Consider the following 17,322-nt stretch of genomic DNA (forward strand, 5'->3'; position numbering starts at 1 on the left):
GCTGGACCCGGGCCGCTACTTCGGCGACAGCATCCTGGGCGCCGCCCAGGGCGATGGCGCCCAGGCCGAGCTGTGGGTGCTGGACCTGACGGCGGCGCTGCAGGGTCACCCGCTGAAGACTGGCGAGACGCTCGCCAACCGCACGGTCACCGTGCGCCCGGCGTCCAGCTTCGGCACCACGCCGGGCTCGGGCCAGATCGTCAAGGTCAACCTCGGCCATGGCGTCTACGCGCTGCCCTACGACAACACCCCGCCGGTGCTGGGCCAGATCAAGACCGATGGCGGCCTGGACCTCGCCACCGTCGCCCTGCCAGCCGCCACTGCCGGCGCGGCCTGGACGGCCTCGCTCGGCGCCGTCGACACCGATGGCCGCCTGTTCTTCTGGGAGCTCGTCAGCGCGCCTGCCGGCATGACGATCACGCAGGACCCGCTGGTCGAAAGCAGCGCCAGCGGCTACGGCAACAAGGCCACGCTGCACTGGACACCGCAGGCTACCGACCGCACCGACAACCAGATCTTGATGCGCGTCATCGACAGCCGCGGCGGCGTCGCGCTGCGCCGCTTCACGCTCGACGTGGCCGGCGCCAACCATGTGCCGGTGGTCGACGCGGTCGAGAACCTGACGCTGGCAGAGGGCGACAGCCTGCAGCTGCCGCTGCTGGCCAGCGACGAGGACGGCGACACCGTCACCCTCCTCGTGCGCAACCTGCCCGCAGGCGCCTTCTTCGACGCGTCCACCGGCATCCTGAGCTGGACGCCGGGCTATGACCAGGCCGGCGTCTACAAGGACATCACCGTCGTCGCCAGCGATGGCAAGCACGAGGTGCAGCGCCGCTTCAACCTGACCGTCACCCAGGGCTACCCGCTGCCCATCTTCCCGACGCTGGACACGCAGGTGCTGCGCGAAGGCGACCGCTTCGGGCTGCAACTGCCCGGCGCCGTGCCGGGCGGGCTGCAGCAGGCCGACGGCAGCAGCGTCACGCTGAAGTGGAGCGCCGAGGTGCTGCCCGGCGGCGCCACGCTGGACGCCGACACCGGCTGGCTCGCCTGGACGCCCAGCTATGCCCAGGCCGGCCTGCTGACGGTGCCGATTGCCTTGATCGCCACCTTCACCGCAGCCGACGGCAGCAAGTACGTCACCGCCGTGAAGCGCGAGCTCAAGTTCGACGTGCGCAACGCCAACGGCGCGCCGGTGTTCGACCCGGTGCAAACCTGGGCCGTGCTGGAAGGCCAGCCGCTGCGCATCAGCGTGTTCGCCTTCGACCCGGACAACCCGACCTTCGAGCCCAAGGTGCGCCTGACGCCTGGCGGCGAAGCCAGCGGCCCGGCAGGCGGCACCGCCAGCGTGAGCTATGTCGTCACCGGCCTGCCGGCGGGCGCTAGCTTTGACGCCGAGACGCTGGAACTCATCTGGACGCCGGGCTATGCCCAGGCCGGCACCTACTACGTCACCGTCAAGGCCACCGACGACGGCAATGGCACCGGCACACCGCTGACCAGCCAGATCACGCTGCCCATCGTCGTCAGCAACGCCAACCGCGCGCCCGAGATCAGGGACGTCACCAACGCCTTCGTCGACCGCGGCGCGGTGCTGGAGATTCCGCTGGAGGCGACGGACGCCGACGGCAACGCGTTGACCCTGACCGTTCAGGGCCTGCCCAGCTTCGCCACCTACACGCAGACGCTGAACAGCGCCGGCAAGTTGACCGGCGTCATCCGCTTCGCGCCCGGCGCGGGCCAGCGCGGCGACTACACGTTGACGGTCGTCGCCCAGGACAACGGCGACGGCGACGTGAACCAGGTGCTGGCCACGGCCAAGAGCTTCGTCGTCACGGTCAAGAGCCCGAGCGAGGCGCCTGTCATCACGCTGCCCAGCCAGGTCGTCGCCGTGGCCGGCACCGAACTGCGCGTGCCCATCCTCGTCTCGGACATGGACCAGGACGCGCTGACCTACGCCGCCACCAACCTGCCCGCTGGCGCGCGCATCGAGAGCGACCCGCGCTACGGCCACGCCACGCTGGTCTGGACGCCGGCCGCTGGCCTGACGGGCAACTTCGACATCAGCCTGGCCGTCACCGACTCGGGCCTGCCCCCGGCCGACGCCGGCTATGTGCTCGACCCGCAGCACCCGCCGGTGCCCAACACCGCCGTGCGCGACCTGCGCATCGTCGTGCGCGCCGCCAACGCCACGCCGACGCTGTTCGCCATTGCCGCGACCGGTGGCACCGTGCAGGGCGACCCACTCGCCGGCACGCGCACCGTCGTCAAGGTCGACGAGGGCTCGCCGCTGGCCATCGACCTCTCCGGCCTCGACGCCGACCTCGACCTGCTGCACTGGACTGTGGAAGGCTTGCCTGCCGGCATGCTGCTCGTGCCCGGCGCCGGCAGCGGCGGCCAGACGCGCCTGCAGCTGCGCTGGACGCCCGGCCTCTTCGCCGCCCAGAGTGACAACCAGAACGGCGCCGCGCCCGGCCGCTACCTGCTCAAGCTGACCGCCAGCGATGGTGCCGCCAGCTTCACGCGCGACGTCGAGGTCGTCGTCGCCAATGTGAACCAGGCGCCGGTGCTGCTGCCGATGCCGCTGCAGCTCGTGCCCGAGGGCCAGACGCTGTCGTTCGCGATGCGCACGACCGACGGCGACAACGACGCCACGCAGCTCGCGCTGATCTACGACGCCAACGTGCCCAGCGGCGTGTTCTTCGACGCCGCCACCGGCTACTTCGAATGGACGCCCGGCCCGGACATCGTCAACAACGCGACCGCCGACACGCGTGCCTACACCTTCAACTTCAGCGCGACGGATGGCCAGGTCACCGTCACGCGCACGGTGCAGGTTCGTGTCTTCGACGTGAACCAGTCCCCCGAGATCAGCACCGCCAGCCATGCGCTGTTGGTGGGCCAGAGCTTCTCGCTGCCCGTCGTCAAGGGCGCCACGGCCCCGGTCGGCGCCCTGCGCCTGTTCGACGCCGATGGCACGGCGCAGACCGCCGCACTGGGCATCAGCTTCCTCGGCCTGCCCGAGGGCGCGGCCTATGACGCCGCCACTGGCCGCTTGAACTGGACGCCCGGCCCCGGCCAGGTCGGCGACTTCACCGTGCTGGTCACGGTCAGCGACGGCCGCAACTCGACGACCAACAGCTTCGTGCTGCGCGTCGTCGCCGAGGCCAGCGCCAACGCGCCCAAGCTGCTCGTCAACCTGACCCCCAGCACACCCGTGCTGCCCGGCCAGGTGGTGCTCGCCACCGTGCGCGCCGACGCCTTCAGCCCCATCGCCAGCATCACCGTGCAGGCGCGCGGCGCAGGCATCGGCCAGGCCGACTGGGTGCCGGTCACCCTCGACGGCCTGGGCCGCGTGCGCATCACGCCGAGCCAGCCCGGCCTCATCGAGCTGCGCGTGACGGCCGTCGACGCCGACGGCTTCTCCGCCACGACGACGCAGACCGTGCGCGTGCGTGACCCGCTGGACACGACCGCGCCGACGCTGGCCTTCACCGGCGTGCTGGACACGGGCGGCTTGGCCCCCGCCGTCATCGGTAGCACGACCGCGCTGACCGCCCGCATCGCCGACCTGCAGTTGATGGGTTATGTGCTCGAAGCCGCACCCGCCAATGGCGACCGTGTGGATGAGTCCGCCTGGCGCACGCTGGCGTCCGCCGACTACAGCGCCGCCGCCGTCAACGGCGACCTGACGCTGGCGACGCTGGACCCGTCCCGCTGGGCGAACGGCGTCTACCTGCTGCGCCTGCGCGGCTGGGACCTGACCGGCCGCACGACCGAGGTCACGACCCGCGTGCTGGTCGACTCGACCGCTAAGCAGCTCGTGCAGGCCCAGGCCACGGACGCCGTCTTCCGCCTCGGCAGCCACGACCTCGCGCTGACGCGCAGCCTGGACGTCAACGGCACCGGCGACTTCGGCAACTGGACGCTGCCGCTGCTGGATACCCGACTCAGCCACGACCAGGCCGGCAGCGATGCGCTCGGCGCCGCCGCCGCCTGGACGCTGGGTGCGCGCGTCTGGCTGCAGGTGCCCACCAGCCTGTCCGCCGCCAACGCGGCGACCGAGTCCCTGAGCTTCACGCTCGGCACGGCCGGCACGCCGCTGTCCAGCGACCCGACCTCGCCGCTGGTGCAGCGCCCCGTCTTCACGGGCAGCACGGCGGGCTGGAGCCTGTCGGTGGTGAACGCCGACCCGACCATCCCGGTCGCGCTGCTGCCGCAAGGCCAGCGCCTGCTGGACCGCGTCACCGGCCTGCCGTGGCAGCCTACCGCCTACCTGCTGACGGGCCCCGACGGCACGAGCTACCAGCTCGACGCGCGTGGCCAGATGCAGAGCGTGCGCTTTGCTGACGGGCAGCAATGGCTTGTGTCGGACGCCGGGGTGGCCCTGGTCGGCAGCAGCGACCCGAACACGCGCCTCGTCTTCGAGCGCGACAGCCAAGGCCGCATCGAGCGCGTCGTCGGCCGCCAGACGGCCACAGCCGACGCGGCCATCGTCTACCGCTACGACAGCACCGGCCGCCTCGCACTCGCGCGCAGCCTGTACGGCGACGGCAGTCTGAACGAGAGCATCGGCTACCACGCCGACGGCAGCGTCATCAGTGAGCCCATCACGGCCCAGTTCGGCACGGCGGCGGGCTGGCTCGCCAGCGTCGCCACACCTAACAACGCCTGGAGCGGCACGCTGAACACCGGCACGCCGGCACGGTTCAGCTTCGTCGTGCGCGACAGCGAGCTCGCCAGCACCGTGAAGGCGCCGGGTGCCGCTGGCGCCATCGTCTACGCCATAGAAACGGCGGCAGGCACCAGCCTAGCCGTCGAAGGCGCCACCGTGCTCGGCCAGGTGGCCAACGGCGGCAAGACCGTTACGCTCGTGCGCGTGACCGAAGCCGGCCTGAAGCTGCTGACGCTGACCGGCAACGGTGCGGCCAGCATCAGGGTCAGCATCGCCGGCGACCTGAACCGCGACGGCCGCATCGACGGCAGCGACTCCACCGCATTCGCAGCCTCTGGTGTCGACCTGAACGGCAACGGCACGGCCAACGACACGGATCGCCAGGTGCTCTACGCCAACTACGGCTGGCGGGCCAACCTTGCGCCGCTCAGCATGGCGACCGCCACACCGGTGCTCACGCACACCGACCTCAGCAAATGGCTGGCGCTCGACAACGTCGCGCTAGACCGCGAGGGCGACAGCGTCTTCTGGCGCGTCATCGGTGCGACCCACGGCACGGCGCAACTGGCCGCCGATGGCCGCACGCTGCTGTTCAAGCCCGAGCCAGGCTATGCCGGCTCGGCGGCCATCACCATCGAGGCCGACGACGGCTGGGGCGCCAGCGGCCCCATCGTGCTGCAGTTCAACGTCAGCTCGGCGGCGCTGCTGGCGATCGACATCGTCGACATGGGGCCGCTGCGCTCCGGCGAGACGCGCCAGCTGCAGGCCTACGGCGACTTCGCCGACGAGAAGGGCGTGGCGCTGACGGGGAACTATCTGCAGTGGACGGTGGAGAACTGGCAGGACGGCGTCGCCAAGGTAGTCGTCACACCCGGCGACACGCTGCTGAAGGGCGAGGCTGACGGTTGGGGCTATGCGCGCGCCAGCCACGGCGTACTCCAGGGCGTTCGCAGCTACGAGGTGGGGGGCCCGAGTGCCGAGACCTTGAACCTGGCTCTCGGCGGCCTGGATGTCTATCCCGGCTCCGTCTCGCTGGTGGCGCCCGCCGCCGGCGGCAGCGGTGCCGGCCAGCGCCCGATCAAGCTGACCGACGTGCTGTCGGGTCACGAGCTGGCGGACTCGTACTTCACGAGCTACTTCGTCGGCGACACCAGCATCGTCGAGGTGGGGCTGGACGGCCTCATCAAGGCCAAGGCTGCGGGCACCACCAAGGTCTATGCCATCTACAAGTCGGGCCAGGTCGAACTGACGGTCCACGTCGTCGCGCCAGCCCTCGTCACGAGTCAGGCGCCCAGCATCCAGGTCGATGAAGACGGCGCTGTGCTGCAGACCGGCAATGGCCTGCAGGTCGCCATTGCCGCCGGCGCGTTCGCCGCGCCGCGCCAAGTCACCCTGACCGACCTCGACCTGGACAACCTGCCGCTGGCGGCGCCCAGCTTCGACGGCTTTGAGGTGCTCTCGGGTTTCCGTCTGGACATCGGCGACGCCAAGAGTGCGCATCCCATCCAGCTCGCCGCGGCGGCGCTCGGGCTGGACCCGACGGCCTACGAGGTGATGATCCTGCGCCGTGGGACCATCACGCTGGAAGATGGCTCCGTCCAGGACACCTGGTGGGTCGTCGACAACGGCCATATCGGCGCAGACGGCCAGGCTCGCACCGCCAGCCCGCCGTATCCAGGCGTGACCAGCTCGGGCGACTACCTCGTCTCCGCGCGGCGCATCAGCAAGGACCCGAAGACAGGCGCTGCGGTGAGCAAGTTCGTGTCGCTCGACGCCAACTACCAGTACATCTATTTCAACGCCATCAACATGGCCATGATGGTGGCCGCTAGCGGCAACCTGGTTGCCAGCGGCACCGCCATCGGCCTGATGGCGATGCTGCCGACGGCGGTTTTCGGCCTGAGCACGTTCACGACCACGGCGCAGTACCACCAGACCGGCACCGCCAGCGTCGAGGGTGACGAACTGAAGATCACGGTCACGCCGATGACGCCCAAGGCCGTGGGCGATCCGACGATCACCGGCATCGAGCAGCTCGACGACAGCACCTTCCTGCTGACCGGCGACTTCTTCAAGCTGGAGGGCGACAACACGACCCGGCTGCGGGTCTGGATCAAGCCCGTCGGCAGCGGGCTGACCGCGCCCAATTCCGCGCCCGACCGCGGCCTGCTTTGGGACACGCTGGAGGTCAGCGCCGTCACCAAGACCTCAGCCAAAGTCAAGATCCCCAACTTCGCCGGCACGGCGGAGCAGCCGAACAAGGTGGCCCTGGCTCTGCACGAGATCTGGGTCGAGCGCGTGGGCGAGAAGATCAATGCGGACGGCACAGCGGGCGATGGCTATGGCTTCCTGTCCGGCAACCCAAGTTATCCGATCGAGCTCAAGCCCCAGCGCGAAATGGGCGTGGTGCTGGATCGCCTGCACGTGCAGTTCACCGATGGCGTCAAGCCCACCCAGCCGGGTGGCGATTCGGTGCTCAATGTCCTCAACGAGGTGGTGGACCTACCGGGCTATCTGACCGGGCTAAAGACCGACGCTCTGGCCTATGGGACCGACAACCGCGTCGTCTACGTCGCTGGCGCCGGCAAGATCTACATGATCGACATGGTCAGCCGCAAGCTGGTCTACACGCTGGTGCTGCCGGACTCGACGACCAACATCGCCTCCATCGCGGTGGCCGGTGATTGGCTCTACATCGCCGAGGGGGCCAGCTACAACACGGGCACAGCGCCGCGGTTGCTGCGCGTCAACGTCAACAGCAAGGATCCGCAGTTTCTCAAGGACGTGCAGCAGCTCTTGCTGCCGGGGTCGGTCAAGACCGGCGTGAGCGGCTTCGTCGACCTGGCCGTGAGTGGCGGGCGCTATCTGGGCGTCACCGCGCCGCTGGAGCGCGCCACGCGCATTGGCCTGGGCGCGCACGAGAAGGGCGACGTGTTCATCATCGACCTGCAGACCATGGACAAGGCCTGGAAGCAACAGGTCAAGGACAGTGACGGCGCCGACCGTGCGCTGCGCGTGGCGGCGGAGGATGTGAAGCACCTCGACTTCAGCGCCGTTGCCGCCCGCACCGGCCAGGTGCCGTACTACATCAGCGCCGGGCCAGAGGTGGGCCAGTTCGTCATGAGCACCTCGGGCGCCTACAACAAGGGTTTCGCCGCCGTGACCGTGTCGCGCGACGCCCAGAGCGGCGCCTGGGGCAATGCGGCCATCAATGCGCCGCTGCTGAAGCCCAGCCAGCCGCAGTGGTGGAACGGCACGCAGTTCTTCCAGAACATCCAACACGCCTCCGGCGTGGCGGTGACGCCGGACGGCCAGTACGCCTTCGTGGCCGACTACAACCTGATCTTTGACGAGATCGGCTTCATGGACGGGCTGCTGATCAACAAGCAGGTGGGCGGCAAGATCGGCATCATCAAGGACCCGTTCGGCAAGGCGGTGTACCTGGGGGCCACCACGCCCATCGAGGGCGCCAGCCTGGACAACCTGTCGATGTCGGCTGACGGCAGCAAACTGCTGGTCAGCGCGATGGTTGAAGAGTACGGCGGCCCGGGCGACGGCTACTACAGCCGCTTCTTCTCGACGTTCTTCGAGTACAGCACGCTGGGCCTGATCAATGCGGCGGAGGCCAACACCACCGGCGATCTGCGCAAGCCCATCGATCAGGGCAACGACGCGCTGCTGCCGCGCCGCTACGACGAACTGCCCAAGTCTTTCGCCGTCGCGTCGCTGGCGTCCAACGGCGATCTGGACCTCATCAGCCCGCGCGTCAACGCCGAGCAGCGGCCGATCTTCGAACTGAAGTCATCGCAGGACATCGTTGAGCTGAACATCTACGTCAGCACCTTCGGCCCGGGCGAGGGCCTGTTCCCGAACGATGTGCCCAACCTGCCCAATTGGGCCGATGAGGCCGACAAGCGCGTGAACGAGGCGGTGCATGACGAGCGCATCCTGACGGCGCTCGACATCAGCGAGGGCAAGCTCCTGAAGGCTGGCCAGGTCATCAAGTTCGAAGACTTTGCGAACATGGATCTGTTCGCCAACTTCAAGCTGACCGCCGGCCAGCGTTACTGGTGGGCGGCCGAGGCCAAGCTCAGCAACGGCGTCGTCATCACGGCATCGCAGCCGTTCACGGTCAAGAAGGCCTACGAGCAGTCCAACTTCGGTGGCGCATCCGTCACCGTGCTCACGCACGGCTACCAGCCCCCGATCGTGTCCGGCACGGACGGCGTGAGTTCCGTCTACATCAACGCCCTGCTGGGCAAGACCGACGCTTCGTCCACGGGTGCCGCCGAACTGGCGCGCGACATCGTGCAAACCCAGGGGGGGTACGCGTATCTCTACGACCGCGTGACCGGCCTCTGGGGCGCGCTCGACAAGGGCAAGAAGCAGCCGACGCTGGCGGAGGCCATCGCGCAGAACAAGCCCGTCGTGCTCGTGCCGGACTGGGTCATCGAGTCCGGCTTCAGTGATTCCGGCTTTGCCGAGGCCACCGCGGACGCGATGTACGCCTCGCTGCTGATGGCGGACCAAAGCACGGGCGGCAAGATCCTGTCGGGCAACATCCACCTGATCGGCCACAGCCGTGGCACGGTCGTGAACTCAGAGCTGGCGCAGCGCATCCTGTGGGGCGTGGAGAAGTACAAGCTCCCCAAGCCCGCAGACCTGCAGATGACGACGCTGGACCCGCACGACTTCTATCAAGAGTCGCTGATGCAGAGCGAGTTGGTGTCCAAGGCCATGGTCAATGCCGACACGGGCGCCATCGCCGCGCTGCTGACCAGCGTGCCGCGCCTGCTCTTCGACGCCCTGACCGAAGGGCTGCAACTCGGAGGACTCTGGCCTGCGCTGGGCGTCAGTGATCTCATCGGCGCCGACTTTGCAGCCGACCTCGAAAAGATTCTCAAGGGCACGGTCACGAAGCTCTTCGCGAGCGACGCGTTGCGCGACCTTCTCAAGGGCGCGGAAGTCCTTGAGGTGAACCCCAAGAAGATGGGCCTCAAGCAAATCAACTTCGCCGAATTCTTCGACCCCGACGTGATGGCCTGGCAAGGCATCAGCTACGCCGACAACTTCTTCCAGCTCGTCGCGGACGAAAACGCCCCGCCGAACAAGACCGTGACGCCCAACGGCATCAGCCTGGCTGGGGCCAACGCCCAGCGCAGGGATGCGGGCTTCGACTTCGACTTCAACCTGACCGGCTTGAAGGGCTTCACGAAGGACGACGAACTGGCGCTGCTCGGTTCGGGCGCCCAGACCCACTCGCGTCCGCATGCCTGGTATGCCGGCACGCTCAACACGAGCCTGAGCTACTTCAGCACGGTCATGAGCACGCCGAACGCCGATCCGAAGAACCTCAAGTCCGACTGGATCATCCGTCGGCGCGCCGACAGCACCTTTGAGAAGCAGGATCCGAAGCTCAAGGGCTTCGCCTCCACGCCATCGCCCTACGGCAACAACCAGGCGCCGTGGTACCTGCAGCGGCTGGACAAACTGGTCGGCCGCGTGGTGGAGGGCGCGTCCACGCTCGACCCGCTCGTGGAGTCTCGCGATGAGGAGGATCCGGCCGACACCTGGGAAGGGGTCGGCGCGGGCTTCTTCTTCTCCAAGCTCGGCGGCGGCAGCGATGACCGCATCGTCGCGGGCAGTGGCCAGCGCGTCATCCTCGACGAGGACAACACCGAGTGGGGCAAGACGACCTCGCCGGTGCCGGCGGTGTTCAACGGTGACTTCCAGGCCAGCATCCGGCCGTATTTCGGCCGCTTCCTGACGACCTACCAGCTGCCCGGCTGGGCGCTGCACAACGGCGGCGCCATTACGGGCGCGGATGCGGGCCAGGCCACCCACCTCGTGCTGCTGGACACCGTCAAGGATGCGCAGACGATGAAGGAACGTGGCGTGACGGACGTCACCAAGTTCAACTCGACCTTCGCGAATTACAAGGGCATCTACGGCCCGAACCTCAGCCTCGCGGACCTGTCCGAGACGGTCTGGATCAGCAACATGGCCGACTACCTGCGCGACCTGCTGGTCAAGTACGTCGTCAAGGCCATCTCGAGCTATCCGCCATTGGCCTTCCTGAAGGTTCCGCTGATCGCCAAGACCGCCGAGACCTATCTTGCCAAGCTGTTCGACTACCTCGTCTACGACAAGTTGCTGGGGTTCAACGAGGACATCGGCGCCTTCGGCACCGACTTGCAGAAGGTAGCGGACTGGGGCTTCCGGCTCGACAAGGAGTATTCGCAGCTCACCCACAACCGCATGGTGCTGCCCAAGTCGGCGCAGCAGCTCAGCCTCAACGTCAGCAACATCAGCTACGACGAGAGCAGCGACACCCGGTTGCGGATCAAGTTCGTGGTGCAGAACCCGGACGGCACGACCACCGAGGTCGCCGCCAATCGCGAACTGCGGCTGCGCGAGCTGGCCGGCAGCTCGATGCAGACGTTCGTGATCCCCGACGCTGTGCGCGCCCAGGCCGCGCAATCGGTGGAGGTTCGCATCGAGCTTTACAACATCCTCAACGGCACCTCGCAGCCCTTCCAGCTGACGTCGGCCGACAGCGTCACCATCGACAACGTCATCGTCGGCTCGACCCTGTCCATCAAGGACAGCAGCGGCGAGGCGGATGACCAGATCATCTTCCTGCGCGACAACCCGGCCGCCACACCCAGCACAGGCGACGAGGGGCTCGAGTGGGCCCGCCCCGAGGCGTTCTACCGCGCCAACGAGCACCAGCTCACGCTGAAGAACGAGAGCGACGGCGCCATGACCTACGACGTGGTGGCGCTGCCCAACGACTTCCTCTACCTGGGCACCGGCACGGGCACCAGCGCCGTCGTCGCCTCCGGCGAGAAGACGCTGCGCACCGGCCAGGCGCTGGCCCAGGGCGGCTCGGCCCAGATCGACATCGGCGCGCGGCTGACCGACGAGGCGCGCAAGAAGTGGGGCGATGCCTACGACGCCGTGCTGATGCCCGGCCAGTTGCGCTTCGACATGGCGCGCAACACGCCGCAGGGCAGCGTCGACGCCGGCTCCATGACGATGCGCACCTACTATTTCGGCGAGCTGACCAATCTCAACCAGATCGACGGCGTGCTCACGGCGATGTCGCTGCGCGCCGGCGAGACGCGCAGCCTGAAGATCTACAACCCTGACGGCCTCGTCATCGAGACCGACGGCCGCTGGACCGTCGAGACCGAGGGCGCCACGACCACGCTGACGCTGGTCTCCACCGCGCAGGACCGCGGGCGCATCGAGAGCACGCTGAACATTAAGTTGAACAAACAGGTCTTCTTCAGCGCCAAGGTGCGGGTCGACGTGCGGCCCACGCAGCAGGTCAACGTCGATCTCGACCGCCTCGACACACTGCTGCAGCAGGCTGCCGGGCTGGCGCACACCGCCTTCGACGACGTGGCGTTGCTGAGCGGCAACGACCTGGCCCTCTACAACCTGCTCGTCGGCGTGGCCGACAAGCTGCCCGCCGACCTCGGCGCTGGCGATTTTGCGGCGCTGGCTGAGGGCCTGAAGCTGGCGCTGGGCGTGGACGGCGGCATCTACCAGGCGGACCGCCAGGACAGCGCCATCGACTTCTCCTTCGGCAGCATGACCGGCCTGGACGCCCCGACCGCCCAGCGCACCTCCAACGTCGGCCTGGACGGCACGATCGCCGGCAACACCGTCGAGGCTGGCCACTCGGGCTGGGACTTCGCCTCTCACCAGATGGACCTGCTGCTCACATCCGGCAGCGGCGCCGTCACCAACGAGCAGAGCATCCGCACCAAGGAGTACGTCCTTAGCCGCCTGATCAACCAGCAGCAGAACGGCAGCGCCTATGGCGACGCGCCGTTTGTCTCGGTGCCGGCCGCCCTGCGCGAGGGCCTCGAACTGGTGGGCGGCATCGCCGACCGCGGCAGCCGCATGAATGCGCTCGGCCAGTACTTCGGCTGGCTGTTCGCCCATGAGCTGGGCCACAGCCTGGGCCTGCCCGACGAGTACCGGCTGGGCGCCGGCGGCCAGCCACAGACGCTAGTGCCCGTGCCCACCTTCATGGCCGAGGCCACGTTGTGGACACGCTCGGACGAGGTCAACCAGCTGCTTGACCTGGCCCTGGGCCAGGGTGATCGCGACAAGAACCTCACCCGCATGCAGGTGGACAACCTCATCCTCTACATGCAGGCGCTGGCTCGCCAAAGCCAATACCTCGGCGCGCCCCCGGTCACGGAGCACTCGACAGCGGGCGCGGCGGCGGCCTTCACGGTGCCGGCTGCGACTGCCTCAGCGCCGTCGACTGCTGCTAGTGGCACGCCCAGCTTCGCCTCCGGCCTGCCCGTCTACGCGTCGCTGCGCAGCGGAGACCTGCTGGACGCCGCTGGCTGGAGCACGCGCGGCAATGTCGTCATCCAGGACGGCAAGGCCACGCTGGGCGAATCCGCCTCGCGCCAGGCGCAGTTGTCGCAGGCCTTCACGCTCGGTGCCAACGACAAGCTGCTCAGCTTCACCGTCGAGTCGCCGCACCTGCTCGCCAACGCGGCCGGCCCGTTCGACGCGTTCGAAGTGGCGCTGCTTGACGCCGTCACCGGTCTGCCCATCGCCGGCAGCATCGGCCTGGCCGGCTCCGACGCGCTGCTCAATCTGCAGACCAACGGCCGCGAGCGCCTCGCCACCACGGTGGGCAAGCAGCTCAACGCCGACGGCAGCGCGACCTACTTCGTCGCGCTAGCACCGGCGCTGGCGGGCAAGTCCGTCTTGCTGAGCTTCGACCTGCTCGGCTTTGCCGCGCAGACCAGCACGATGACCGTGCGCGACATCAAGCTCATCGGCGACCCGCAAGCCGTGGGCGATGCCGTCGCGCTGGACGAGGACAGCACCGCCACCGGCAACGTGCTCACCAACGACCTCGTCTTTGGCGCCACCAGCGTCACCATCGAGCAGGTAGACGGCCCGGCCCACGGCGCGCTGGTGCTGCTCGCCAACGGCCAGTTCAGCTACCAGCCGGCCGCCAACTACAACGGCACGGACAGCTTCAGCTACCGCTTCGTCATCGACGGCGAGGCCAGCAACACGGCCACCGTCACGCTGACCGTGAGGCCCGTCAACGACGCGCCGACGCTGACCGGCCGCAGCCTCACGGCCCAGGCCGGCCAGACCGTCGCCATCAACCCGCTGAGCACGGCCTTCGACGTCGACGGCGACACGCTGACCGCCGCCGTCGTCACCGGCCCGGCCCACGGCGTGCTGACCGTGCTGGCGGATGGCAGCTTCAGCTACCGAGCCGCCAGCAGCTTCGCCGGCCCCGACAGCTTCAGCTACCGCGTCAGCGACGGCCAGAGCGAGTCCAACCTCGTCACCGTGGCCATCACCGTCAGCAACGACGGCACGCCCAATCTGGCCCCGACGGCCGCCGATGGCCAGGCCGCCGGCACCGAGGACGAGGCGCTCGCGCTGAGCTGGAGCCACTTCGCGGTTGTCGACCCTGACAGCCGGCCCGACCTGCTGCAGGTCGAGATCACGGCCCTGCCGACGGAGGGCGAGTTGCAACGTCAGCAGACCGACGGCAGCTGGGCCGCAGTCGCGGTGGGCGAGCGCTTCAGTCAGGCCGGCCTCGCGGCACGCGGCCTGCGCTTCGTGCCGGCGGCCAACGCTTCCGGCGGCGCCGGCTACTTCGGCACGGGCGAGGGCGATAAGCAGTCGCACTACGCCCACATCGGCTTCAAGGCCTTCGACGGCGAGCTCTACAGCCCCGCCGCCCGCCTCGTCATCGACATCGCGGCGCAAGCGGATGCCCCTTCGCTGGTCATCAGTGGCGACAACACGGCCACCGGCCTGGAGGACGTGGCCCTGGCCCTGCACGCCATCGTTGCCGGCCTCGTCGACAACGACGGCTCCGAGACGTTGGTGCTGACGCTGACCGGCTTGCCGGATGGCTTCGCCTTGAGCGACGGCACGCGCAGCTTCACGCCCTCGGCGACGCAGCATGTCGTCAACCTCGCCGGCTGGCAGCTCGACGCCCTCGTGCTGACGCCGCCGCGCGACTTCAACGGCAGCGTGGCCCTGCAACTGCAGGCCACCGCCATCGAAGGCGCGACCGGCGAGTACGCGACGACGACGCAGCTGCTGACCGCGCAGTTCGTCGCGGTGGCTGATGCGCCGACGCTGACGCTGAGCCCGCGCGACGTGGCGGTCAGCCGGGAGCTGGTGGCGACGAGTTGGGAGACGCCAGCGAACGGTGGAACGGCGGCAAGCGTCGTCGCCGGGCCTGGACTGGAAGGATGGACAGTTCGCACCACCACTTCCGGCAAGCAGGCGGCGTTCGAGATCTGGTCGGCCAACGACCGCATGACCAACGACATCAGCAACTTCGTGACCGTTCAGCCCATGGACGGCAACGGGTCGCAATGGCTCAAGCTGACCAACGGCAGCCGTGCGCTGGCCTACCAGACGCTGGGTATCGAACGCCAGGTCAACACCATCGACGGAGCGATTTACACGCTCGGCTTCGACTACGCTGGCGCGCCTGGCTTCGTGCTGGCCAACACGCAGATTGGCATCTATGTCGATGGCGTCAAGGTCGGTGGCTACGCCGGTGCCAGCCCGCGCACCGGCCTGACGTGGCAAACGCTGAGTTTCAGCTTCACGGGCAATGGCCAGCCGCGCAGCATCGCCATCGTGCTTGAGGGGGGTGATGCGTTCTCGACCAGCAACTCCACTCAGCGCGGTGCGATGCTGGACGACCTCCATCTCGTCGAAACACTGCCGGTCGGTGCAAGCCTTGTCTACGGGCTGGCCGATACGGCCATCGCGCTACCTGCAATCAGCGCGGCATTGAGCAATCCGTTCGGCGGCGAGCGCCTCAGCCTTGTGCTGACGGGACTGCCGGACGGCACCCTGCTCAGCGATGGCGTGCACGACAGGGCGGGCGGGGGCGACATCGACCTGGCTGGTCTGGACCTGAGCCGACTCAGCGTGAAGCTGTCGGCAGGGTTCACCGGCGAGATCACGCTGACGGTACTGGCCAGCAGTGCAGAAACCGGAAATGGGGCAAGTGCCAGCGTGAGCCGGAACGTAACGGTGCGCGTGCTGCCCGGCACCGCCGTGCCGACCCCGGCGGGCGTCAATCCGTTCGTGCTCACCACCGCGGCAGCCCAGACCCAGCAGGTGCAGGCGGGTCAGCAGGCGGTGGCCGCCCCAACTGCGGCCGCGTTGACGCTGCTGGCCGATGGCAGCGGCCAGTTGGGCACCGCCGCCACGGCCTTGCCACCGTTCAAGACAGCGGCCGAGATCGCGCAGGCAGAGCTTGAGCGTGCCCGCGCGCTCGGCGAAGCATGGCTAAAGGAACTCGAAGCGCGCGCGAAGTCTCAATGGGAACAACTGGTGGGAGGCAAATGAAATCAACCTCGACAAGCGTGCGGCCCGCAGCCTCCCCCATCTCTGCCGCGATCCGTGATGCCGTTGCAACGCCTTCCCCACGCTCCGGGGATAGGCAGCGCCGCTCCTCTACCTAAGATCAGTTGGCGCTGTTTGCCAGCGCCACAACTTTGCTGGATCTGCTCATGTCCTTGTTTCGTTCTCTTCTCTCCGGCCTCACGCTGTCCCTGGCCTTGGCGGGAACTTCGGCCCATGCGGCCACCAGCACCAGCCAGTTGGGTGCTGATGACGGCTTCGGCCTCGGCATCCTCAGCGGTGAGACGCTGTATGCCGGCGATCTTCCTCTTGGCAGCGGCTTCGGCGAATGGCATGAAGGCGGCTTCGTGACACAGCTCAGCCCAGTCTGGAGCCAGCCGCTGCTTTCCGCTCAACTCGCCGTCTTCAGCGCCGGCTGGGGCATGGACGCGCCGGCTCAGGTGTACCTGAACGGTCAGCTCGTCGGTGAACTGACGGTGGGCGACGCGAGTTCGAGCGCGACCGGCGATGACTACGCCTACCTCGACACCTTCGACCTGTCCGCATTGATCGGGAGCCTCGTCGCCATCAACGACATCGAGATTCGCACCGCCACGATGGACGACGGCGGCGCGCTGGGCTTTGTCCGTTTGACACTGCAAACCCAGGACGCCACCGGCGGTACCGTCCCCGAGCCCGCCAGCATCGCCTTGGCCGCCGTGGCCCTCGCCGGTGCCGCGTTGACGCGCCGCCGCCGTCGCGACTGAACCCAGTTCGCGCACACTCACGCGCCGGCCGTTTCGGTCGGCGTGTTCGTTTGGACTGCTCCTTGATCCGACTCCTCCCGCTGCTGCTCGTCTCGTTCGCCCAGCCGGCTGCGGCCCAGACCCTGCCCGAGCTGGCCGAGCGTGCGCTGGCCGCCGACCCCGCCGTGCGCGCCACCGCCGCCTCGCTGCGGGCCGCCGACGAGCGCCTCTTCCAGGCCAAGGCTGCCTACGGCCCGACCGCCAGCGTCACGGTGACGAGCAACAAGAGCCGTTACAGCGAGCCGCCGACCTACGACTCGCGCGGCCTCCGCTCGGACCAGTACGTGCTGCAAGTCTCGCAGCCGCTGTGGCGCGGCGCGCTCTATCCGGCCATGCAGGCGGCGCGCAGCCAGTTCGAGCAGGCCGAGAACGCGCTGATGCAGTCGCGCCTGGAGGCGCAGCAACGCCTGGCCGAGGCGGTGCTGGAGGTCTTCAAGGCGCGCGACGTGCTGGCCCATGCATCGGCGC

General features: G+C 68.4%; 3 protein-coding genes (1 of these 3 cut by a window edge). All 3 read left to right on the forward strand.

From position 1 onward, the window contains the following. On the forward strand, positions 1-16,054 hold the 3' end of the coding sequence (locus ABIS05_RS07790; protein WP_348010739.1) for a calcium-binding protein. It extends 19,598 nt beyond the left edge of the window; only the last 16,054 of its 35,652 coding nucleotides appear in the window; its start codon lies off the left edge, out of view; it ends in the stop codon at positions 16,052-16,054. Positions 16,055-16,218: 164 nt separating this feature from the next. Continuing rightward, complete coding sequence (locus ABIS05_RS07795; RefSeq protein WP_348010740.1) at positions 16,219-16,815, forward strand: PEP-CTERM sorting domain-containing protein; 597 nt, start codon at positions 16,219-16,221, stop codon at positions 16,813-16,815. Positions 16,816-16,877: 62 nt separating this feature from the next. Further along, on the forward strand, positions 16,878-17,322 hold a 445-nt coding region (locus ABIS05_RS07800; RefSeq protein WP_348010741.1), incomplete at its 3' end, for a TolC family protein.

This window comes from Roseateles sp., from assembly GCF_039929605.1.
Lineage (GTDB): Bacteria > Pseudomonadota > Gammaproteobacteria > Burkholderiales > Burkholderiaceae_C > Pelomonas.